Raw genomic sequence first — 22,670 nt, 5'->3', positions numbered from 1 at the left:
ACCGTCTCTTTAAGACAATCTGCGGGCTTGTAACACGTGCTCTTAATACCCGTCAGAAGCACGTCCAGTGGTAATCATTTCCGCTGCGGATTTTGAGTTTGTATTGAGCCCCGTTTCACCGTATAATAATTAGGGTGTCAAAAAATGGCGAGGGAAGACGTGGATGAAGAAGAAAAATGTAGGAACACTGCTGTTATTTCTTATTCTGGGCTGGCTTGCCGGGGCATGGATTGCTAAGCTGCTGGAGCCTGTTAAAGCCCTGTCTTTGCTTACAGCCTCGACTATACTCAAGTGGTCGCCGCAAGCCGATTTGGACATCATAACCTACGACATCACTATTCATTTGAAATTGAATCTGCTCAGTCTTGCCGGCATGATTACAGCCGTGTGGCTGTACCGCAGGCTGTAGCCTTCAGCTGCTGATTTTGGAAGGGACGTTTTATACAGTGGAGCATGATAACCCGCGAATCATTATCCTGGCGTCAGGCTCGCCCCGCCGCCGGGAGCTGTTATCCAATCTTGGTCTGCCCTTTGAGGTGCTGGTCAGTGATGCGGATGAGAGTACTCCCGCAGATTATACACCTGAGATGATTGTGCATACCCTGGCCCTGCGTAAAGCGCAGGCTGTACTGCCTGCTGCGGGAGGACGGAATGCGGTTGTTGTCGGCAGCGACACGATTGTTGTGCTGGACGGTAAAGTGCTCGGCAAGCCGGCGGATGAGCAGGACAGTCGGGCCATGCTGAGCATGCTTCAGGGCCGTACCCATCAGGTGTACACCGGGGTTGCCTGCATCGGACTGCCGGACGGCCGTTCTGAGGTAGCCCACCGGGTAACCTCCGTAACAATGAGGGAGCTTGGCGAAGATGAAATTTCTGCCTACATAGCGACTGGAGAGCCTGCTGACAAAGCCGGCTCCTATGCGATTCAAGGGCTTGGTGCCACATTGGTCGAAGAGATCCAGGGCTGTTATTTCAATGTGGTCGGACTACCGCTGTCGCTGCTAAGCGGCATGCTGCCCCGGTTTGGCATATCTGTGCTGGGCCGGCAAGGATAGTACAGGAGAGAGGGATAGGGATGGAGTCGCAACCGTTTATGCTGCGGGACCTCCCCCATGAAGAACGACCACGAGAGCGCATGATGCATTATGGGGCGGAATCACTTAGCCAGGCAGAGCTGCTGGCAATACTCTTGCGCACGGGAACGCGCCGGGAATCAGCCATACACATTGCCCAGCAACTGCTGGGCCATTCAGGCGGACTCCGCGGGCTTGCGGACCTCAGTATAGAAGAACTGACAAATATCAAAGGCATCGGCCCTGCCAAGGCGGTGCAACTGAAAGCCGGCATAGAGCTGGGCAGGCGGATGGCGAACTCCAGGCTCACCGAGCCGGTCATCATCCGCAGCCCGCAGGACGCAGCAGAGATTCTGACTGAGCAGCTGCGTTACCTGCAGAAGGAACATTTTGTCTGCCTGTTCCTTAACACGAAGAATCATGTCATTTCGCAGGAGACCTTGTCGATGGGCAGCCTCAACGCTTCGATTGTTCATCCGCGTGAGGTATTCCGGGCTGCCATGAAGTACAGCAGCGCGGCTATCATCTGTGCGCATAACCATCCGAGCGGCGACCCTGCGCCGAGTCCCGAGGATATCGCCCTGACGTCCAGGCTGGTTCAGGCAGGCGAGATTGTCGGAATTGACGTGCTGGATCATCTGATTATCGGCGACAGCCGGTTTGTAAGTTTGAAAGAAAAAGGGTACATGTAATATAATTGTGCAGATTCATTAGGAAAAGGAGAATACAAGCATGTTAGGTGGTTTTACGAAAGATTTGGGGATTGACCTGGGGACAGCGAATACGCTTGTCTATGTTCGCGGTAAGGGAATTGTAGTAAGAGAGCCTTCCGTGGTGGCTATTAATACAGATACGAAGACAATTGAAGCAGTGGGCGAATCTGCCAAGAAAATGATCGGCCGCACGCCTGGTAACATCCGTGCCATCCGTCCGATGAAAGATGGCGTTATTGCTGACTTTGATACAACGGCGACAATGATCAAATATTTCATCCGCCAGGCGCAGAAGCAGCGCTCCATGTTCCAGCGTCACCCGAACGTGATGGTCTGTGTACCTTCCGGCATTACTGCAGTGGAGCAGCGTGCCGTTGAGGATGCGACCAAGCAGGCGGGCGCACGTGAAGCCTACATTATTGAAGAGCCTTTTGCTGCGGCAATCGGTGCGGATCTTCCGGTGTGGGAGCCTACAGGCAGCATGGTAGTCGATATCGGCGGAGGAACAACTGAGGTTGCGGTTATTTCACTTGGCGGTATTGTTACCAGCCGTTCTGTACGTGTAGCCGGTGATGAAGCAGATGAGTCAATTATCCAGTACATCAAACGCCAGTATAACCTGATGATCGGTGAACGCACCTCTGAGCAGCTGAAGATGGACGTCGGTTCAGCACTGCCGCTGGAGAAGGCGGAAACGATGGAAATCCGCGGCCGCGACCTGGTAACCGGACTGCCTAAGACGCTGACCATTACCTCGGATGAGATTTGTGAAGCTTTGTCGGATACGGTAAATGCGATTGTTGAAGCTGTAAAAGTAACGCTTGAGAAATGTCCGCCGGAGCTGGCAGCCGACATTATGGACCGGGGCATTGTGCTGACCGGCGGTGGCGCACTGCTGCGCAATCTGGACAAGCTGCTGGCACGTGAGACAGGAATGCCGGTTATTGTAGCCGAGAATCCGCTGGACTGCGTCGCTATCGGTACAGGCAAGGCACTGGAGAACATTCATTTGTTCAAGAGCCGCAACAATACAGGACTGCGTACGAAACGCTAAGGCTTACTGCTGCTTGTGTACATCAACCCCTGATACGGGTGGAATACGGTTGTTAGAGGGTGTTGAAACTGTTTAAATTGTTTAACAACAAACGTCTGTTCATCCTGCTGATTACACTGGTGATGTTCATCGTGGTTATGGGCTTCAGCCTGGGGACAAGGAAATCCTTGTCCTGGCCGGAGAACTTTCTCCGCGATACGACCGGATTTGTGCAAAATTTGTTCTACAAGCCCGCTGGATATGTAGCGGGCTTCTTCCAAGATATCGGCAATCTGCATGATCTTGCGGAGGAGAACGAGCGGCTCAAAATTCTGGCTGCCCAGTATGCACGGGATAAGGCAATTTATAATTTCACTAAGGCAGAGAATGAGTATTACAAAAAAGAACTTGATTTCAAGGAAGCTCAAAAGAAGCTGTACGATTATGAGCTGCATATTGCCCAGGTAATCAGTCTGGCGACAGAACCAAACAACAGCTCTGTTGTTATTGATCTCGGTTTAAAGGACGGCATTAAACCCAACATGTCAGTAATTTCTCCGGAAGGGATGGTTGGCGTTATCAGCCAGGTGAGCAATTTCACCTCAACCGTGAAGCTGATGACGATGATGGATATCAACGATCCCAACTCCCAGCCGCCGATTGCCGGAACCGCACTGAACAAAGAGCAGGACAGCTTCGGTATGATTGAGAGTTATGATCCGCAGACGGGACTGCTGGAGATGAACAAGATTCCGGTCGGTGATCCGATAGCTGCAGGGGATACCATCATTTCTAAGGGAAGCGGCGGTGGGTACCCCCGCGGCTTGACCATCGGAATCGTTAAGAGTGTTCAAGAGGGGGCATATGGATATACATCGACTGCCCTGATTGAACCGAGCGCCAATTTCCAGGACTGGAAGGACCTGTTTGTGGTGTTCACGGAGGAGCGTGTTGAATAGTGAGGATGCGCAGATCAGTTCTTGTCCTATTGTTATTTCTTTTATTTATTGTTCAGGGAACCCTTCTGCCTTGGCTGCTTCCGGACGTATGGCAGATGAGAATCATCCCTAATCTTGTCTTTATCGTTATTTTGTTTGTAACCATCTATCATCACCGGCATACAGCACTTATTCTGGGTTTATCCTTCGGGATACTGCATGACGTGGTTTTCTACGGAAGAATTCTCGGTGCCCACTCCTTTGCTATGGGGCTGTCCGCCTATCTGATTGGTCTCATATTCCAGATTCCCCGTGCTCCTCTGCCCCTAATGATGTCGGTGGTTTTGCTCGGCAGCCTGCTTGAGGACAGTATCCTGTTCAGCATATACAGTGTATTCAACCTGAACAGGGAGCCGTACAATTGGGCGCTTCTGAATTATATGCTGCCAACCATGCTGTTCCATTTTGCTATCGGGCTGCTTCTGTACATTCCGGTAAGGCGCCAGCTGGAGCTGATCAAGAAAGAGACCCGCGATGAAGAAACGGCCTAGCCGGGCTTTGCATTTTCTTTCAGGCCAAGCAGGAATTCACCTGATCCGGAACGAATGAATGAGGATGGGGGGACAGGCATATGACAGTAAAATCCAAGCACGTGAGGATTAAGGGCATCAAGGACGGCCTGGTATTCCTGCTAGACGACAAGTGTCCCTTTGAAGATCTCTTAAATGAGCTACGCTACAAGCTGGAGCACAGCCATCAAAATATTCTAACCGGACCGATTGTGCACGTGGATATCAAGCTAGGCAGCCGTTCTGTTACCGAAGAAGATAAAGCGGCCGTCCTTGATATCCTAAAAGGGCAAGGGAATCTCCTGATCCGTTCCATTGATGCGGTTGTTGAAGCTGCGGAAACAGACCCGGACGCCCTCTTCATTATTAGCGGGATCGTCCGTTCAGGCCAAGTGCTTCATCATGATGGAAATCTTCTGTATCTGGGTGATGTTAATCCCGGAGGGACAGTTACCTGCACAGGTGATATTTATGTTCTCGGCGCCCTCAGGGGAATAGCCCATGCCGGTGTGGATGGTAATCAGGAGGCGATTATCGCCGCTTCTTTATTAACCCCTACCCAGCTGCGGATTGCAGATGTAATCAGCCGGCCTCCGGATGAATGGGGGACACGGGAGAGCAGCATGGAATTTGCCTATTTGTCCAGCGGTGCTATGCAAATCGACAAAATTCATAATATATTCAAGATACGTCAGGGTTTAAATGTGTTTAAAGGGGTGTAGCCTCCATGGGAGAAGCGATTGTCGTAACCTCGGGCAAAGGCGGCGTTGGCAAAACAACCACAACAGCCAATATTGGAACCGCGCTTGCGCTGCAGGGCAAAAAAGTATGTCTGGTGGATACGGATATCGGACTGCGGAATCTGGATGTAGTGATGGGCCTGGAAAACCGGATCATTTATGATCTCGTTGATGTGGCGGAGGGGCGCTGCCGCCTGAATCAGGCGCTGGTCAAGGATAAACGTTTTGATGAGCTGTATATGCTGCCCGCTGCTCAGACAAAGGATAAGACTGCGGTTTCTCCGGAGCAGGTAAAGGATATCATTCTTGAGCTGAAAAAAGAATACGAATACGTTCTAATCGACTGTCCGGCCGGAATTGAGCACGGGTTCCGCAACGCTATTGCCGGTGCGGACAAGGCGATTGTCGTCACTACTCCGGAGCATGCGGCTGTAAGAGACGCAGACCGGATTATCGGGCTGCTGGAGCAATCCAGCGTAGAATCCCCCAAGCTGGTCGTTAACCGGATTCGTCCGGGATTGGTCAAGTCCGGAGATATGCTGGATATTGAAGATATCCTGCAGGTGCTGAACATTGATCTGATCGGAATTGTACCGGATGATGAGCTGGTCATTAAGGCGGCCAATAACGGTGAGCCTACGGTCATGAATCCTGATTCAGCGGCTGCTATTGCCTACCGCAATATTGCCCGCCGGATTCTGGGGGATGCCGTTCCGCTGATGCAGCTGGACCGGAAACCAGGCGCTTTTAAGAAATTCAAGAAATTCTTCGGCATGGGCTGATCCTTAACCAGCAATCATACATGGATAAAGAATCCCGCCTGCAGGGCATACTGCGGCGGGATTTTTGTGGTGCGGGGAGAATAGCAGTCCCTTTGTGCCCGGCGGGACGATGAGGGCCCTTTTTCCGCTGGGGTATTCGTGCAACCCTCCTTAGGGCTTGTTCTAAACCGGCTCCGGCAGCACATAAACTATCAGTAAAACAAGCCCGCCGGAGGGATTATGATGGAACAAGGATCAGGAATTAAAGGCCGCCGCAGGGAGCGCATCCGCAGCCTGCTGGATGAGCAGACGGAAGCTGTTCCGTTGCCGCTCTATCCGCTGAATGAAGATACAGCCGGCTTCAAGGAATGGGGCCAGCCGCCGGAGCGCAGAGAACCTGTGAACGAGCCGGATCCCGAGAAGCTGTGGAAGCAGAACCGCGGAGGCTGGATGGATGAGGAAGACGGTGGGGAAGGCGGCAGGCCGCGGTTCACCGCCGGCTTTGTCCGCAGGGCAGTAGCAAGTGTTCTGGTGTTCGGCGCGGTATGGGGGATATTTCTTGCCAGGGAGCCCTGGGCGGTCAGGGCACAGGCTTTTATTACAGATGCACTGAGTAATGATATGGATTTCTCTGCCGCACAGGTCTGGTATGAGACGCATTTTAACGGAGCGCCTTCGTTTATACCGATTTTTGGTGAGGAGGAGGTTCCTGCGCAGAAGGTGAGTGCCTCACACAATCTGAGCGCCCCGCTGGAGGGAAGTATCCTCCGTTCTTTTGCCGATACCTTATACGGTGTTGAAATTATGCCTTCAGCCGATTCAAGCGGCAGCGTGGCGGTGAAAAGTGTAGATACGGGCCGGGTTCTGTCCGTTTCCAAGGAAGCGCAGGGAGGTATCCGCATCGTAATCCGCCATACCGGCAGCCTGACTGCGGAATACGGGCATCTCACCGGAACCCGTTTGTCGGCGGACGACTGGGTGGAGAGCGGTGATAGTGTCGGCTGGATGCAGGAGACAGAAGACGGGGCAACCCCGCTGCTTTTTTTTGCGGTGATGAAAGACAAAACTTATATGGATCCTGCCGAAGTGGTATCGTTTGATTAGGGTATCGGGTATCCAGCTGTCACTGCATCCGCTGTTCGTGCTGGTTATGCTGCTCTCAGTCATCACCGGACAGTTCCTGGAGCTGCTGACATTGTTTATTATTGTATTTATTCACGAATTGGGACATGTCTGCGCCGCGCTGCTGCTCGGGGTTACAGTCAAGTCAGTCCAGCTGCTTCCCTTTGGAGGGGTAGCGGTTATGGAGGACCATGGACGGCTGACCGCCGGCCGGGAGATTGCCATAGCATTTGCCGGACCGCTGCAGAACGGAATCATGATTGTGATGGCTCTGGCCCTTCAGCATTTGGGGAGCGGCAGCGGCGCTTTTCTTGCTTATTTTATCCAGGCCAATGCTATTATTGCGCTGTTTAATTTTTTGCCGGTGCTTCCGCTCGACGGGGGCAAGATCGTTCAGGCTGCGCTCAGCACGCTTCTGCCCTACTACTACACTCTCTTATGGAGCGGGAGAGTGAGCATTGCGGCAAGCGGACTTGTCATCTTATATGCGCTGCTGCCTCTGGCGGCAGGGGCCGGACTCCGGCTGAATCTGCTTATGATCGGAGCATTTCTGCTCTATTCCAATACTACGGACCAGCGGAATCTGCCTTACCGCTTTTTCGCTTTTTTGATGAATAGGGAGGCTGTCTATGAACGGTATTTACGGCTCGGCAGTGCGGCGCAGCCGATTGTTGCCTTTTCCGCGAAACCTTTGGATGATATATTGCGTCTATTTAAACGTAACCAGTATCATTTTATTTATGTGATGAATGAGGATAAGAATGTGGTAGCCGTTGTACCGGAGCAGCGCCTGATTTCCTCCTATTTCGGGATGTAGAACAGGTTTAAGGCTGCACAGCGGATGGCGACAAATGAAGATTTAGACCAGAGGTGAAGCCATGAAACAAATGATCGTTCACTGCACGCAGCATATTACCCGGATGGCTCTTCTGGAGAACGGGCGGCTTGTGGAGTATGCGGCTGAACGCGATCAGCAGCAAGGGCTGGTCGGCAGTTATTACAAAGGGCGGGTTATGAATGTTCTGCCAGGCATGCAGGCTGCTTTTGTCGACATCGGACAGAAGAAAAATGCCTTTTTATATGTAGATGATGTGCTTCACCCCCATTTGGAAAAGCAGCCAGAGGTGAAGCCCTCCATTGATACGCTGCTGGAGCCCGGCCAGGAGATTATCGTCCAGGTGCGTAAAGAGCCGCGCGGCGGCAAGGGGGCGCGGGTAACCACGCACTATACATTGCCTGGACGCTGGATGGTGTACATGCCGTTCGCGGAGTATGTCGGAGTATCCAAAAAGATCAGCCGTGAATCGGAGCGGAACCGGCTGAAGTCGATCGGAGAGAAGCTGCGGCGCCGTGAGGAAGGGCTTATTATGCGGACGGTATCGGAGGACGAGCAGGTCGATGCAGTCGAGGGCGACCTGTCCTTCCTGCGTGCGCAGTGGGAGATGATTGTCCGCCGGGCGGAGGAAGTATCCTCACCCGCTTTGCTGCATTCTGATCTCAGTATCGTTCAGCGCTTCATCCGTGATGCTTTTAATCCGCAGCGCGATGAGCTGATGATTGATTCAGCCAGGGCTGTGCATGAGGCGGAGGCATTTCTGGCTGATATGGCTCCCGAGGGCCATAAGCCGGTAGGCTTTTACCGCGGCGCGGAGCCGATCTTTGCTGCTTACGGCGTGCAGGAGCAGCTCCTTAAGGGCTTTAGCCGCAAAATCATTCTCGCAGGCGGCGCCACATTAATCTGGGATGAGACCGAAGCGCTGACCGTGGTAGATGTGAACACAGCCCAGTACACAGGCGGATCGACACTGGAGGAGACAGTGACGCAGACGAACCTGCTCGCGGCGGAGGAGATTGGCCGGCTGATCCGGCTGCGTGATACGGGCGGCATTATTATAGTTGATTTTATTGATATGGAGCTTGATGAGCACCGCCGTCAGGTCCAGGAACGGCTGGAGCGCGTAGTCAGCAGCGACCGCACGAAGACACATATTCTGGGCTGGACGCATCTCGGGCTCCTTGAGATGACCCGCAAAAAAGCAAGGCATGACTCGGCAGGCTTTGCTCCTGTGATCTGCCAGTGCTGCGGCGGGACAGGCAAGGTGGGGGCTTGGCTGGAATAAATGAATTCTGCTTGTATCGTTGACTATAGTGAATAAGTATGATAATATCTTCAAGTGTGTGTTTGGTTACCCTAATCTTGCACATGCTGTAACCGCTCCGATCGGGTACACAAGTGCAGTTCCTCCGGGAATCTGCCACCTAGACTAGGCGAGTCTGAGACATGAGGAGGTGCAAGTACAATGTATGCAATTATCGAAACTGGTGGTAAACAATACAGAGTCCAAGAGGGCGATGTTCTGTTCATCGAGAAGCTGGAAGCTGAAGACGGTGCAAGCGTAACGTTTGACCGTGTATTGGCTGTTTCCAACGAAGGCGGTCTGACTGCAGGAACTCCGCTTTTGAGCGGCGCGTCTGTAACAGCTAAGGTCGAGAAACACGGTAAGGGTCAGAAGGTTGTAGTTTACAAATACAAACCGAAGAAGAACTACCACAAGAAACAAGGCCATCGTCAACCGTACACTAAAGTAACTATTGAGAAGATTCAGGCGTAAGAAGGTGCGTTAATGATTAACGTGCGGATTACACGGGCTTCAGACATGGGTACTGTTATCGGTTTTGAGGTGGAAGGGCATGCGGGTTATGCCAAACGCGGTGAAGATATTGTGTGTGCCGGAGTATCTGCTGTTACGGTGGGTACGGTGAACTCAATTGAGAGCCTGACCGGAATTTCGATGGATACGTCCATGAAGAACGGCTTTTTAAGCGGAACCCTGGGTTCTGTTGAAGATGCTGAAGCCTCCGCGAAAGTTCAACTGCTGCTGGAATCCATGGTTCTAATGCTCAGTGATATCGCAGAATCATACGGGAAGTATATTAAGATACAGCAAGTCATCATTTAAAGAAGGAGGTTGACCAACATGTTGAAATTGGATCTTCAGTTATTCGCATCCAAAAAAGGGGTAGGTTCCACAAAGAACGGACGTGACTCCCACTCCAAGCGTCTTGGCGTGAAACGTGCTGACGGTCAGGCAGTTACCGGCGGTAACATTCTGGTTCGTCAACGCGGAACAAAGATTCACCCGGGCACTAACGTAGGCATCGGTAAAGATGATACGCTGTTCGCTCTGGTTGATGGCGTAGTGAAGTTCGAACGTTGGGGTCGCGATCGCAAAAAAGTGAGCGTGTATCCGGTTGATGTCGCTCCGGTAGCAGCGGCAGTGGAAGCGTAAGCTTTCCTAACCACATTTGCATGTAGAAGCCTCCGGCATGAGTGCCGGGGGTTTTTTTGATAAGTGAGGCGGCAGATCAGGGGTTTCCCTGAAACGGTCTGAATGCTGGTGATTGCACCGGATGCGTGTGTTATACTGGAAAATGGTAAAAGCGCCTAAGGGCAGGATAGACTAAATTTGGCATGAATTTTGCGAACTGAGGGACGGGGAGAAAGAATGAAATCCTGGAAAGGTATTGTCTGGGCAGTCATGTTATCCGTAACGCTTCCTTTAGGTCTTCTGTATTGGCACACCACCCTTTTCACATGCCTGCTGCTCGGAGTGTGGGTAGCTGCAGTGCTTGCTTTCAGCTTTTTTTACAACCGGCGTCATTTTGAAGAGGAACTGCGTATACAGGAGAAGACTCTGCAGCAGGCGGCGAACCGGACACTGAATCATCATCGTCATGACTGGATGAATGATCTGCAAGTGCTATACGGATACATTCAGCTGAACAAGCCTGATAAATCCGTGCAATGTGTGGAAAGAATAAAGGAACGAATTGCGCTGGACAGCCGGATCGCTAAGCTTGGTATTCCGTCGCTGGTATTCTATCTGCAGTCGTTCCGCACCTTCAGCAGCAGTCTAGAGCTGGAAGTGCAGGTGGAAGAGGGGCTGCAGCTGGAGGACAAGCTGACACCCGGCCGGGGCGACGAATTGACTTCTGTGATTATGCAGACGGTAAGGGCTTACCAATACAGCGGAACGGCTTCCCAAGGGGAGACGCGGATACTCCGTCTGGGCTTTACTCAGGATAAGGGAGATATTCTTATCTCATTTCAAAGCAAGGGGGAGCAAGGCAATCCCGAGCTGCTGCAGGGGCAAATTTATAATATAGTACAAGGCAAAATCATGAAAGCGGAGCAGTGGAAGCCTGCTGAGGCTTACGTAGAGCTGCGTGTACCGCTGGAGATGTAAGGAAGGTGAACTTAGATGTTCGTAGATAAAGCTAAGATTTATGTAAAAGGCGGAGACGGCGGCGATGGTCTTGTGGCGTTCCGCCGGGAGAAGTATGTGCCGGAAGGCGGTCCGGCGGGCGGCGACGGCGGACGCGGCGGCGACGTAATCTTCCGTGTGGATGAAGGCCTGCGCACCCTGATGGATTTCCGTTATCAGCGTCACTTTAAGGCTGACCGCGGAATTAAAGGCCGTAACAAAAGCCAGCACGGTGCAAATGCCGAGCATATGATAGTACGTATCCCTCCGGGAACTGTACTGATCGACGATGATACACAGGAGATTATTGCCGACATGACCCGCCACGGCCAGCAAGTGGTTGTAGCGCGCGGCGGACGCGGCGGACGCGGAAATGTCCGGTTTGCGACGGCAGCCAATTCTGCCCCTGAGCTTGCAGAGAACGGGGAAGAAGGCCAGGAGCGTTATATTGTGATGGAACTGAAGGTTATGGCAGATGTGGGTCTGGTAGGCTTCCCGAGTGTGGGCAAATCTACCCTGCTGTCAGTTGTCTCAGCGGCACAGCCGAAGATCGGTGCTTATCACTTTACGACAATCACACCAAACCTGGGAGTAGTTGCGGCCGGGGACGGCCGGAGCTTTGTTATGGCTGATCTGCCGGGACTGATTGAAGGGGCCAGTGAGGGTGTGGGCCTCGGGCATGAGTTCCTGCGCCACGTTGAACGTACGCGGATTATTATCCATGTTGTGGATATGTCCGGCTCCGAAGGACGCGATCCGTTCGAGGATTGGGTGCTTATCAACGATGAGCTGAAGCAGTATAATGCCAACCTGCTTGACCGTCCCCAGGTCGTAGCGGCGAACAAGATGGATATGCCGGAATCGGAGGCGAATCTGATTTCCTTCCGTGAACGGATTGCTGAGCTTCGTCCTGACCTTGAGATTATGCCGATTTCCTCTCTTACCCGTCAAGGGATTCAGGAGCTGCTCTACCGCGCAGCAGATCTTCTGGACAGTATTCCGGTGGCTCCGGTGCTCGAAGAGGTCGCCGAGACGGTGGAACGTAAGGTATACAAGCTGGAAGCTGAAGCTGATGACAGCTTTACGATTACACGTGATAACGAAGCTTTCGTTGTCACCAGCCCCCGTATCGAGAAGATGCTCAAGCGCATGCAGCTGAGTACCCATGATGCCATTTTGAAGCTGGCCCGTACGCTCCGTCATATGGGCGTAGATGCCGAGCTGCGTAAACGCGGTGCTGTGGAAGGCACAATTGTCCGCATCGGGGATTTTGAATTCGAATTTGTAGAGAGCAGCAGCTACTACTAAATCATGCGTCTGCCCTCCGGGCAGGCAGCTTTAGAACGCCAGCAGTGCCTTCTCCATCCGGAGAACACTGCCGGCGTTTTTTTTTTGTCATAAAGAACATCCAAACCGTCTAAAGATCGTATACAATGGTAACGGAAATGCATGATTTACCATATAAGCGGATGATTGCTCTTTTATCGGATAAGAACTGCCGATATATACAATACATACCTGCCCTCAGGAAAGAAGGAAGATCAATGGCCATTATCGAGGTAGTGAAATATGACGGGCCTCCCGGCGTGTTCGCCTGGAAGCATCCGGATCAGGAGCTCGGCACCTGGACGCAGCTGATCGTTAACGAGTCTCAAGAGGCGGTTCTGTTCAAAGGAGGACAGGCGCTGGACTCCTTTACGGCTGGACGGCATACTCTCAGTACTGCAAACATTCCGGTTCTGTCGCATATTGTAAACTTGCCGTTTGGAGGGAAATCCCCCTTTACAGCGGAAGTGTGGTTCGTTAACAAACTTAATTCAATGAACGTCAAATGGGGCACCAGCTCACCGCTGCAGCTTCAGGACCCTAAATATAACATTATGGTTTCCCTCCGCTCTTACGGGCAATTCGGGGTGCGGATCGAGGATGCGCGTAAATTTCTGCTGAAGCTGGTCGGTACGCTCCCGCAGTTTGATCAGGAGACCCTGGTGAGCTATTTCCGCGGGCTGCTAATGTCCAACATCAATGAGCTGATCTCTTCCTATCTAATCCGGAAACAAATCAGTGTTCTGGAAATTAACGCATACGTCGTAGAGATCTCGCGGCATATTCAGGGCCGGCTGGCTCCGGTTTTTCTGGAAAACGGAATTGAGCTTAACAATTTTTATATCGACTCCATCAACATTCCCGAGGATGATCTGGCAACCCGTACCTTGAAGGAGGCCTTGGCCAAAAAAGCACAGATGGATATTATCGGCTACACCTATCAGCAGGAACGGAGCTTTGATACGCTGGAGGAAGCAGCGGGTAACCCCGGCAATCTGGGGACCGGCATGATGAATGCCGGCCTCGGCCTGGGGATGGGCTTCGGTATGGCCGGACCGGCAGCCGATATCCTGAACCAGATGACTAAGGGGATGGGGGAGGGCGGCAAGGCTGCCGCAACCGGACTCTCCGGCAAGGCCTGTCCGGCCTGCGGGGCAGTAAGCCCGCAGGCCGCACGGTTCTGCGGCGGATGCGGAAAGGGCTTCAGGGCGGTTGATCCTGAAGGGGAAGCAGAGGATACCGTTGTATGCGGCAGCTGCAGCAGCCGGGTTGCCGCCGGAGCCAGATTCTGCACAAACTGCGGAAACAGCATGACTCTAAAATGTGCCGGCTGCGGTCATGAGCTCGAAGCGGGACAAAGGTACTGCGGGGAGTGCGGAAGACAGAACGGCTGAAAGGGGAAGAGATGCAAAAGAAACGAAGCTATAGGGGACTTATTAGCCTGATATATGCTGCATCAGCAGTTCTGACATGCGCTGCCTTTATCCTGCCGGGCTTCCCTGAATCACGGGGACGCTTCATCACCTCATTGCTGTCGGTCCTGGCTGCGGAGAGTGCATTGTATGGCTATGTCTTATTCTGGCTCAGGTCGGCCGGGAAGAACAGGAACACTCCGCCGGTGCTTATCAGCGGAGCCTGGATTACGGCAGCTTATGCAGCAGCTGTATTCATAGCGGCTGCACTGCTCGATTGGGGGCTGCAGCTGCCGCCGCGGCTGTATATGACGGTGCAGCTGGCCTTGCTCCTGGTAAGTGCTGGCTTGCTTGCAGCAGTAGCGCTGTACGGACAGAGAGCTGCGGCAGAGGAGCGCCGGGCTACTGATACCGTCCGGGCGCACCGGCAGCATCAGGCGGAGCTGCGGGAAATCCGGGAGCTTGCCGGCAGCTGGAGGCATCCGGGAGCAGAGTGGCTTGCTGATCTAATCCGCGGGCTGGAGGAGCAGTTCAGATACAGCGATCCGCTTTCAAGGCCGGAGCTGTATGATACAGAAGAAATGCTGACCCGGCAAATCTCTTTGCTGCATGACCAGGTTGCGCTGCTGCTTGCGCTTCAGGAACCGGGCACCGGCTGGGAAGGAACGGCTGCTGAACTGGCCGGGAGCATTACCGGCACGCTTCAGCGCCGGAACAGGGAGCTGGCAGCACTCAAATAGGAGGAAGCTTATAACGTGATAACTGCAGGTAATATGGGAGGGCAGGCACTTGGGAGTAACGGTGCCAACTCATTTAAGCTGCCCAAGTATGCCCGGACCACTTTTGATTACATCATCATTGCCGCGTGCTATCTGTTTATGCCGGTAGGGCTGTTGCTGGCACTGGTACGGTTACTAACCTCGCACTATAAGAATTACCGCAAGCCCGTTAACTTCAGCCTGTTATTTCATGCCTTTGCGGGCGGTTTTATTGAAATAATAATCTTTATCATCTTTTTGGTGTCGGACCAGCAATATGATTTCGGCGGAACCGGGATGCTGATTAGCCTTCTGATTGCTTTCGCTGTACTTTTTCTGCTGCCGGCAGCTGTGTTTGCCTACGTTGCAGCTGTCAGCAGGCATGATTTTTCACAGCTTGCCGCAAAATATATACAGCTGGCCGGCGGCGGCATCCGCCAGACCAGCCGCCTGTCCATAGAGACAGGACAGCATGAACGTGACGTGCGCCGGGATCTGCAGTATCTGCAGGACTGCGGTGCTTTTGACAGCAGCCTGGTATTTGAAGAAGGGGGTGCGTCAGCAGCTGCGGGTGGTATGGCCGGGGCGGGCGGTCCGGCCCCCGGTTCTGCCCGCTGGTTCGCCGAAAAAACGTCCGGCGTGCCGCAAGCCCCGCCACAGCTGGCGAAGTCTATCCGCTGCACCGGCTGCGGTGCACAGAATACCGTGCTGCCGGGACAGGCGAAAGCCTGTGATTATTGCGGGACTACTATACCTTACAGTTAACTGCGGAAGCTGGCTGTCAACGAGGCCCCGGCATGGTGCCGGGGCTTTGCTGCATCTCCGTTCTTTTTCCTGTATGAAAATCTGTTGCTTTTTTCAGAGCTTTTCAAGTATAATGTCCACTATATAAACACAAAAGTCTTTGGGGTGAGGACGTTCGTGAAAGAGCGCTATTATTTGGTCCGCGAGGACATTTTGCCTGACGCAGTGCTGAAGACTATGCAGGTCAAGCAGCTGCTGGAAGCGGGAGACGCCAAGACGGTGCATGAAGGTGTGGAGCAGGTCGGACTTAGCCGCAGCGCCTTTTATAAGTACAAAGACGGCATTCATCTGATCCACCAGCTGGAGCGGGAACGGATCGTCACTATTTCGCTTGATCTCGAGCATGAGTCGGGCATGCTGTCCAAGGTGCTTGGCTGTGTGGCTGTCCACGGGGCGAATGTGCTGACAATCAATCAGAGTATTCCGCTGCAGGGACGTGCAAATGTCGTTATCTCCGTTGAAATTTCGCATATGAATCAGGAGCTTGGTGATATGCTGGACGGTCTGAGAGACATCTCCGGCGTCAGACGGGCATTAATCATCGGGCAGGGATAGTATAGCTTCATAAAACTTTTAGGAGGAACCACATGAAGCCGGTTAAAGTTGGACTTTTGGGGCTGGGTACGGTCGGTGCGGGCGTAGTCCGTATCGTAGAAGGAAATCAGGAGGACCTCAGCAGTCAGGTAGGTTCCCCGATTGTAATTGAACGTATTGCTGTGAAGAATGCAGATAAGCCGCGTGATATCGAAGTGGACGCTGCTCTGATCACCACCGATCCTTGGGAGGTCATCCGTGATCCGGAGATTGATGTCATTGTTGAGGTAATGGGCGGCATCGCCGGCACGAAGGAATATATTCTGGAGGCGCTGGAGCTGGGTAAGCACATCGTCACCGCCAACAAGGACCTGATGGCACTTCACGGCTCAGAGATTCTGGCTAAGGCGCAGGAGAAGCAGTGTGATGTATTCTATGAAGCGAGTGTCGCCGGCGGGATTCCGATTATCCGTACGCTGATTGAAGGCTTTTCCTCAGATAAAATTATGAAGATTATGGGGATCGTAAACGGTACAACTAATTACATACTGAGCAAAATGAGCCAGGAAGGCGCCTCGTATCATGATGTGCTCAAGGAAGCGCAAGAGCTTGGATACGCTGAATCGGACCCCACCTCCGATGTGGAGGGCCTTGATGCAGCGCGCAAAATGGCTATCCTGGGCACGCTCGGCTTCCGCACCAATGTAGAGCTGAATGATGTCAGCGTCAGCGGTATTTCCGGTGTGAGCAAGGAGGATATCGCTTTTGCCAAACGGCTTGGCTATGACATGAAGCTGCTGGGCATCGCCGAATGCGAGGATGAGGAGTTCAGCATCAGCGTTCAGCCGACCATGATCCGTACCGGACACCCGCTTGCCTCCGTGAACGGAGTCTTTAATGCCGTTTATGTCTACGGGCAGGCGGTTGGAGAAACGATGTTCTACGGGGCTGGTGCTGGTGCGATGCCGACAGCGACTTCAATAGTGGCTGACCTGGTTGCTGTAATCAAGAACCTGAAGCTCGGTGTGAACGGCCTGAAGCAGATTGTGCCTTATAAGCAGAAGAAGCTGAAGAGTGACGAGGATATTTTCTACAAAAACTTCCTGCTGCTGCATGTTGATGACAAAGCGGGGGTTTTGGCCAAGATTACCCAGGTATTTGCGGAGTATGACGTCAGTCTCGATTCCGTGGTGCAGCAGGCTAACCCGCATAATCCTGACGCGGAAATTATCATTGTGACGCACAATGCCAGCAGGGCGAGTATGAATAAAGTACTGCGTCATCTGGAGGCACTTCCGGTTATCCACCGGATCAAGAGCCATTACCGTGTAGAGGGCTAAACTCGCAAAAAAGACGAAGGAGATTTCATAACCCTTATGAGTATGTATGGAAGGTCTAGAGTAAAAGTACCGGCCAGTACGGCGAACCTGGGACCCGGATTTGATACGCTGGGGATGGCCTTGTCGCTGTACGCCTGGATTGAGATGGAGGAAGCCGAAGAGACAGTGTTTCACTTTTACGGGGACCAGATGAACGGGCTTCCTTGTGATAAAAGCAATCTGCTCTACCAGGTGGCCCAGATGGTGTTTGCCGAGGCAGGTGTTTCCGTTCCCGAGCTGTCCATTTCCATGTATTCCGATATTCCGCTGACACGCGGCCTCGGCAGCAGTGCATCGGCCATTGTCGGTGCGCTGGCTGCGGCCAATACGCTGATCGGGTCACCATTGGATGCTGCGAAGCTGTTTGATATAGCCTGCTCCCTCGAAAAGCACCCGGACAACGTGGGCGCCTCCCTGTTCGGTGGAATCATTACGGCAGTCTGGGACGGCACACATGCCGATTACATCCGGATTGAGCCGCCTCAGGATATGGAGGTGCTGGTCGTTATTCCGGAATTCGAGCTGGCTACGACCAAGGCGAGGGGAGTTCTCCCTGCGGAGATTACAGTCAGCGATGCTGTGTATAATATCAGCCGCACCTCACTTCTGACAGCTGCCTTTGCTGCGGGCAGGCTTGATCTGATCGGCCGGGCCATGCAGGACCGCCTGCACCAGCCGTACAGAGCGCCGCTTGTACCCGGGATGGAGAAGCTGCTCGCTGAAGCGCCGCAGCATGGAGCGCTGGGCATTGCGCTGAGCGGAGCAGGTCCGACTCTGCTGTGTCTGGTTGACGCCGGCGAGAGCCGGAAGCAGGAGCTGGAGCTGTTCCTGAAGGAGACGATGCTTGAGCATGGGATTCCGGCACAGACCTGCTGGCTGCCCCCGTGTACAGAAGGTGTTAAGGCAGAGCTGGTGGAAAGAAACGGGATGCAAAACGGCTCATTTTTGGATATGATAAAAGGAGAAGTACGGTTATGAAGTCAATAGCAGTATTGCCTCAGGGCACAGTATCTCACGAAGCGCTGCTGCATCTATTTGGCGGCGAGCCGGTCAGCATTGAGCATCACAAGCTGATCTCCGATGTATTTCTTGCGACGGCTGGCGGTTCAACGGATTATAGTGTCATACCGATTGAGAATACGATCGACGGCTCGGTAAGCCTGCACATTGACTGGCTTATTAATGAGGTGAATCTGCCTATGCAGGCGGAATGGATTTTTCCTTCGATTCAGAACCTGATCGGAAATCCGGGTGAGTTCATGAATGCCGGCGGTGAAAAGGATTATTCCGGAATTGCCAAAATCCTCTCCCATCCGGTTGCAATGGCGCAGTGTCTGCAATTCATCCGCGAGCATGCACCGTGGGCTGAGCTGGAATCGGTAGGAAGCACCTCGGAAGCTGTGGAGATTGTGAAGAATAATCCCGGGCGGGGCTGGGCTGCCATCGGTACAGCGCTTGGAGCCGCTACACACGGCCTGGAAATTGTCGAGCGCAAGATTACCGATCACCATAACAACTATACGCGTTTCGTTCTGGTGGGACCCCGGAAGCTGAGTCTTCCGCAAAAAAGTGCCGGGGACAAAACAAGTATTCTTGTGACTCTGCCGGAGGATTTTCCGGGAGCCCTGCATCAGGTGCTGGCTGCGTTTGCCTGGCGGCGGCTGAACTTATCACGTATTGAATCACGGCCGACGAAGAAGAAATTGGGTACTTACTATTTTTACATTGATGTGCTGGAACCGATCGAATCGGTCCTGCTGCCTGCCGCGATTGAAGAGATCAAGGCTTTGGGCTGCCAGGTACGGATTCTGGGCTCGTATCCCACATACACCTATGAGGAAGAGAAAGCGGAGGTGCAGTAGTTCATGGCTGAGCAATGGATCTATCTGGATGGACAACACGTAAATAAGGAAAATGCAAAGGTATCCGTATTTGATCACGGTTTTCTTTACGGTGACGGTATTTTCGAAGGCATCCGTATTTATAACGGCAACATTTTTAAATGCAAAGAGCATCTGGACAGGCTGTATGATTCGGCCAAATCCATTATGCTGGACATTCCGCTGACTTACGATGAAATGCTGGAAGCAATGGCGGAAACCATCCGCCTGAATGAAATGCGCAACGGCTACATCCGTCTGATCGTTTCCCGCGGCCCCGGCAACCTTGGGCTTGATCCGCGCCGTTGTCCTAAGGCAAGTGTAATCATCATTGTGGAGCAGCTCGCGATCTATCCGGAGCAGGCTTACCTGAACGGCTTACGTGCCGTCTCCGTATCCCAGCGCCGCAACCTTCCGGATGCACTTAATCCGAAGATCAAGTCGCTTAACTACCTGAACAATATCCTCGTCAAAATCCAGTCCAACCTGGCGGAAGCTGACGAAGCAATTATGATGAACGCCCAGGGCTATGTAACAGAGGGCTCCGGCGACAATATCTTTATCGTTAAAAGAGGAGTAGTCTATACACCGCCTTGCTACCTTGGTGCGCTGGAAGGCATTACCCGTCTTGCGATCATCGAACTGTGTGAGAAGCTGGGTCTGCCGCTGAAGGAAGAGCCTTTCACTATGCATGACGTGTATATCGCCGATGAGGTATTCTTCACAGGAACCGCTGCCGAGGTTATTGCCGCCCGCGAAATCGACGGACGGATTATCGGTGAGGGCCATGCCGGCCCGATCACCCTGCAGCTGCTGGAAGAGTTCCGCAATGCCGTGGATAAAGACGGCTATAAGGTCTGGGAGTAATAGATCCCGGAGCAACGTGCACACGCTAAACCAGATTTCGGAATCCCTCCATCCCGGCGGGATTGGCCTTTGTCCATAAGACAGAGGGCAGTCCCGCCCGGCATGGGGGGATTTTTTTTGCTCCGGGGATGTCAATCGCCCATGGGCTGCATAAGATGTAGTAACGAAGGAGGCAGCAGTACTGCATATAACGATGCTCAGGGAGCAGTTACCCGGGAGTGGGGAAGGATGCTCTGAGAGCCGGAATTTGCAGCCGGATAAAAGATGAGACGGCTGTAAAGCATGCAACGCGCTCCAACAATTACGCATTTTCTAGGAGGTTAATGCTGCGTGAAAATACACATTGTTAAGCAAGGCGATACGCTCTATGCATTATCGCAAAAGTACGGGGTACCGCTGCAAAAGATCATTGAGGCTAATCCGCAAATCAGCAATCCAGAGGCTCTAAATGTAGGGGATAAGGTTAAAATTCCGGCAGCACCGGCACCGGTGGCGGAGAGCAGCGAGCTTTTTTATAAGCATACAGTCAAGCAAGGGGATACCCTCTGGAAATTATCCAAGGCCTGGGGCATTACGCTTAAGGAAATCATTGACGCCAATCCGCAGCTCAAAAATCCGAATGCACTCATGACCGGGGAGATCGTCAATATACCTAAAAAATCAAATACGACTACCATACAGCCCCAGTCCATTCAGAATAACGCTGTTCCCATTCCGGCAGATGCTGTTTCACCCGCTGTTGTTGATAAAACAAAGGTTGGCGGAAAAACCTATACCGGACCGATTGAGAAGCCTGCAAAGGAAATGCAAACAGCCCCGATAACTGACATTGTTCCTGAGCCAGTGGTTAATAAAGCCCCTGAAGTGAATGTAGCCCCCGAGGTGAATATAGCTCCGGTGGTGAACAAAGCGCCAGAGATTGCACCGGTCCAAATGGTTCATGAATCTCAAAGCCTATTTGTACAGATTTCGGTCCCTGCCCAGGAAGCTATAGTCCATGAGCCAAAAGAAAAGGGGAAATCGGCAGTTGAGCCGGCAGCCTTGGCCCCGGTGACAAAGGAAAACCATTGTAATCCTGCAGCTGGCTATCCCGGACTGAATGAGAATCCTTATTTCTATGAATGCCCTCCGGTATATCCATATCATGAGCAGGCTATGCCGTTAATGGGTATGAATCCGGCAGAAAATATGATTCAACCGGCAATGTTTACGAATGAATGCATAACTCCGTACGGTTATCCCGGCAATATGTACCCCGCTGCCGAGGCTCAGGGAGCCTGGTATCCGAATATGGCCCCGGAATATCAGGCGGCGCCGTTTACCCCTGTAAGCCCGGCTATGGATTACTCACCTTACGGTGTTCCGCAATACGGCGGACAGCCGGTGAATCTGCCATGGCCGTCCTGCGGCTGCGGAGGAGGAGCGGTAATTCAGCCATACGGCTATGAACAACCAATGTATAACGGTTATCAGCCATACATGCCACAGCAGGGCGCATTTTCACCATATGGGGTCATGGGCGAGACCCTGCCTGGAGCGGGTGCTAATTCTGAGGCACCTCTTGGAGCCTATTCAAATCCTGTGCTGTCCGGTATTCCGGCATATCCGGTTTATCCGGGTATGGAGAATACTACGCATAACCGGGTACCGGAAATCCTCGAGCCGGAGCCTGCTGTGCAGGAGATTCCCCAGGCAGCGGCCGAATTAAAGGATACAGCAGCGAAGGCTAAAGCCCGCAGCGGCAAAACCGGGGGGGCTAAGGTAAAAGTCTCGGGCAACACTGAAGGAAAAACCGCCAAAGCAGCATCCAGACAGGGAGCTGGCCGGAGCAGCCGTCAGGGAAGCAGTAAAAAAAGTAAAAATCCATGGATTTCGAATTAACCAGTTTTAAAGTTATAGCTTGATAAGGAAGCGTGCAGGCAGATTTATATGATGCCTGCACGCTTTTCTGATGTATATAGAGCTGCTGGCAGCAGGGGGCTCTTTTGCGCTAATGCAATAATTTTTAAAATGGGAAATATTGTGGGTTGTTTTTATAGGACAAGTCATGTTATATTATAAATCCAGTCGCAAACAACAAGAAAAATATGGTGATTGGAAATGTTCTTTTAATCTAAAATGCAAATTGCTTTTGAAAAAAGTATTGCATTAAGTTGAAGAATATGATATATTATAAGAGTTGCTGCTGACGAGATAATCGCAAGCGACAACGAGCTTGATCTTTGAAAACTGAACAACGAGTGAGTATCTGGAGATCACTTCGGTGAGATCCAAAAGTAGAGAATGCAAATTCTCGTCAGATGTTTCAAAATGAGCAATCGCTCTTTTCGATAGTTTTCGGAAGGTTATTTCCTCGGAGTCATTCGGGTGAAGTAGCCGCCCGGAAAAACCTAATTGGAGAGTTTGATCCTGGCTCAGGACGAACGCTGGCGGCGTGCCTAATACATGCAAGTCGAGCGGAGCTTATCCTTCGGGATAAGCTTAGCGGCGGACGGG

Annotated in this window: 25 protein-coding genes, 1 rRNA gene and 1 other annotated feature; all 26 genes read left to right on the top strand. The window is 52.5% G+C overall.

Features of this window, described 5'->3' with window-relative positions; translation table 11 throughout:
• Nucleotides 1-163: 163 nt before the first annotated feature.
• Complete coding sequence (locus tag BN3772_RS11920) at nt 164-409, top strand: DUF4321 domain-containing protein (RefSeq protein WP_039876464.1); 246 nt, start codon at nt 164-166, stop codon at nt 407-409.
• 37 nt (nt 410-446) lie between these two features.
• Nucleotides 447-1,055, top strand: coding sequence for a Maf family protein (locus BN3772_RS11915; RefSeq protein WP_042199648.1), 609 nt, complete (start codon nt 447-449; stop codon nt 1,053-1,055).
• A gap of 20 nt (nt 1,056-1,075) precedes the next feature.
• A complete protein-coding gene (gene radC, locus BN3772_RS11910) occupies nt 1,076-1,765 on the top strand; it encodes a RadC family protein (RefSeq protein WP_042179787.1) in 690 nt (229 codons plus the stop codon).
• A gap of 40 nt (nt 1,766-1,805) precedes the next feature.
• Nucleotides 1,806-2,840, top strand: a complete 1,035-nt coding sequence (locus BN3772_RS11905) for a rod shape-determining protein (RefSeq protein WP_042199647.1) — start codon at nt 1,806-1,808, stop codon at nt 2,838-2,840.
• Between the two features lie 59 nt (nt 2,841-2,899).
• Nucleotides 2,900-3,778: a rod shape-determining protein MreC gene (mreC, locus tag BN3772_RS11900; protein ID WP_042199646.1), complete on the top strand. Its 879-nt coding sequence runs from the start codon at nt 2,900-2,902 to the stop codon at nt 3,776-3,778.
• Nucleotides 3,778-4,308, top strand: a complete 531-nt coding sequence (gene mreD / locus BN3772_RS11895) for a rod shape-determining protein MreD (protein ID WP_042199645.1) — start codon at nt 3,778-3,780, stop codon at nt 4,306-4,308. The genes mreC and mreD overlap by 1 nt, the downstream gene beginning before the upstream one ends.
• A gap of 80 nt (nt 4,309-4,388) precedes the next feature.
• Nucleotides 4,389-5,048 carry a septum site-determining protein MinC gene (gene minC / locus BN3772_RS11890; RefSeq protein WP_042199644.1) on the top strand — a complete coding sequence of 220 codons (660 nt, stop codon included), beginning with the start codon at nt 4,389-4,391 and terminating at the stop codon, nt 5,046-5,048.
• A 5-nt stretch (nt 5,049-5,053) separates the two neighbouring features.
• Complete coding sequence (gene minD, locus BN3772_RS11885) at nt 5,054-5,848, top strand: septum site-determining protein MinD (protein WP_042199643.1); 795 nt, start codon at nt 5,054-5,056, stop codon at nt 5,846-5,848.
• A gap of 222 nt (nt 5,849-6,070) precedes the next feature.
• Complete coding sequence (locus tag BN3772_RS11880; protein ID WP_042199642.1) at nt 6,071-6,931, top strand: M23 family metallopeptidase; 861 nt, start codon at nt 6,071-6,073, stop codon at nt 6,929-6,931.
• The gene (locus BN3772_RS11875) at nt 6,924-7,766 is read left to right on the top strand and encodes a M50 family metallopeptidase (protein ID WP_042199640.1); all 843 of its coding nucleotides are present in this window, start codon (nt 6,924-6,926) and stop codon (nt 7,764-7,766) included. The genes BN3772_RS11880 and BN3772_RS11875 overlap by 8 nt, the downstream gene beginning before the upstream one ends.
• A gap of 61 nt (nt 7,767-7,827) precedes the next feature.
• The gene (locus tag BN3772_RS11870) at nt 7,828-9,069 is read left to right on the top strand and encodes an Rne/Rng family ribonuclease (protein ID WP_042199638.1); all 1,242 of its coding nucleotides are present in this window, start codon (nt 7,828-7,830) and stop codon (nt 9,067-9,069) included.
• Between the two features lie 80 nt (nt 9,070-9,149).
• Nucleotides 9,150-9,235 (top strand) — a sequence feature (ribosomal protein L21 leader region).
• Between the two features lie 14 nt (nt 9,236-9,249).
• Nucleotides 9,250-9,561, top strand: a complete 312-nt coding sequence (rplU, locus tag BN3772_RS11865; protein ID WP_039876447.1) for a 50S ribosomal protein L21 — start codon at nt 9,250-9,252, stop codon at nt 9,559-9,561.
• A 12-nt stretch (nt 9,562-9,573) separates the two neighbouring features.
• Nucleotides 9,574-9,909: a ribosomal-processing cysteine protease Prp gene (locus BN3772_RS11860; RefSeq protein WP_042199636.1), complete on the top strand. Its 336-nt coding sequence runs from the start codon at nt 9,574-9,576 to the stop codon at nt 9,907-9,909.
• 18 nt (nt 9,910-9,927) lie between these two features.
• On the top strand, nt 9,928-10,239 hold the full coding sequence (gene rpmA, locus BN3772_RS11855; protein ID WP_039876443.1) for a 50S ribosomal protein L27: 312 nt from the start codon (nt 9,928-9,930) through the stop codon (nt 10,237-10,239).
• Between the two features lie 216 nt (nt 10,240-10,455).
• Nucleotides 10,456-11,196 (top strand): Spo0B domain-containing protein, encoded by a 741-nt coding sequence (locus BN3772_RS11850; RefSeq protein ID WP_042199634.1) that lies wholly within the window; start codon nt 10,456-10,458, stop codon nt 11,194-11,196.
• Between the two features lie 15 nt (nt 11,197-11,211).
• Entirely contained in the window at nt 11,212-12,522 is a 1,311-nt protein-coding gene (gene obgE, locus BN3772_RS11845) for a GTPase ObgE (protein WP_042199633.1), read from the top strand.
• A 236-nt stretch (nt 12,523-12,758) separates the two neighbouring features.
• Entirely contained in the window at nt 12,759-13,934 is a 1,176-nt protein-coding gene (locus tag BN3772_RS11840) for an SPFH domain-containing protein (RefSeq protein WP_042199632.1), read from the top strand.
• Between the two features lie 11 nt (nt 13,935-13,945).
• Entirely contained in the window at nt 13,946-14,692 is a 747-nt protein-coding gene (locus BN3772_RS11835) for a hypothetical protein (protein WP_157643585.1), read from the top strand.
• Nucleotides 14,693-14,707: 15 nt separating this feature from the next.
• Nucleotides 14,708-15,475 (top strand): hypothetical protein, encoded by a 768-nt coding sequence (locus BN3772_RS11830; protein ID WP_042199630.1) that lies wholly within the window; start codon nt 14,708-14,710, stop codon nt 15,473-15,475.
• Nucleotides 15,476-15,631: 156 nt separating this feature from the next.
• The gene (locus BN3772_RS11825) at nt 15,632-16,069 is read left to right on the top strand and encodes an ACT domain-containing protein (protein ID WP_042183145.1); all 438 of its coding nucleotides are present in this window, start codon (nt 15,632-15,634) and stop codon (nt 16,067-16,069) included.
• A 32-nt stretch (nt 16,070-16,101) separates the two neighbouring features.
• Nucleotides 16,102-17,388, top strand: a complete 1,287-nt coding sequence (locus BN3772_RS11820; RefSeq protein WP_042199629.1) for a homoserine dehydrogenase — start codon at nt 16,102-16,104, stop codon at nt 17,386-17,388.
• A 36-nt stretch (nt 17,389-17,424) separates the two neighbouring features.
• Complete coding sequence (gene thrB, locus BN3772_RS11815) at nt 17,425-18,405, top strand: homoserine kinase (RefSeq protein WP_042199628.1); 981 nt, start codon at nt 17,425-17,427, stop codon at nt 18,403-18,405.
• Complete coding sequence (gene pheA, locus BN3772_RS11810; protein ID WP_042199626.1) at nt 18,402-19,289, top strand: prephenate dehydratase; 888 nt, start codon at nt 18,402-18,404, stop codon at nt 19,287-19,289. Before thrB ends, pheA begins: the two co-directional genes overlap by 4 nt.
• Before the next feature lie 3 nt (nt 19,290-19,292).
• Entirely contained in the window at nt 19,293-20,174 is an 882-nt protein-coding gene (gene ilvE / locus BN3772_RS11805) for a branched-chain-amino-acid transaminase (RefSeq protein WP_039876425.1), read from the top strand.
• A gap of 330 nt (nt 20,175-20,504) precedes the next feature.
• Nucleotides 20,505-22,055, top strand: a complete 1,551-nt coding sequence (locus BN3772_RS11800) for a LysM peptidoglycan-binding domain-containing protein (RefSeq protein ID WP_052380475.1) — start codon at nt 20,505-20,507, stop codon at nt 22,053-22,055.
• 510 nt (nt 22,056-22,565) lie between these two features.
• Nucleotides 22,566-22,670 (top strand): 16S ribosomal RNA (locus BN3772_RS11795); the annotation flags it as partial.

The sequence above is a fragment of the Paenibacillus camerounensis genome (genome assembly GCF_000723885.1).
Classification (GTDB): domain Bacteria; phylum Bacillota; class Bacilli; order Paenibacillales; family Paenibacillaceae; genus Paenibacillus_AQ; species Paenibacillus_AQ camerounensis.
The sequence above is the reverse complement of the archived record's forward strand: the minus strand, read 5'-3'. Positions and strand labels throughout refer to the sequence as shown.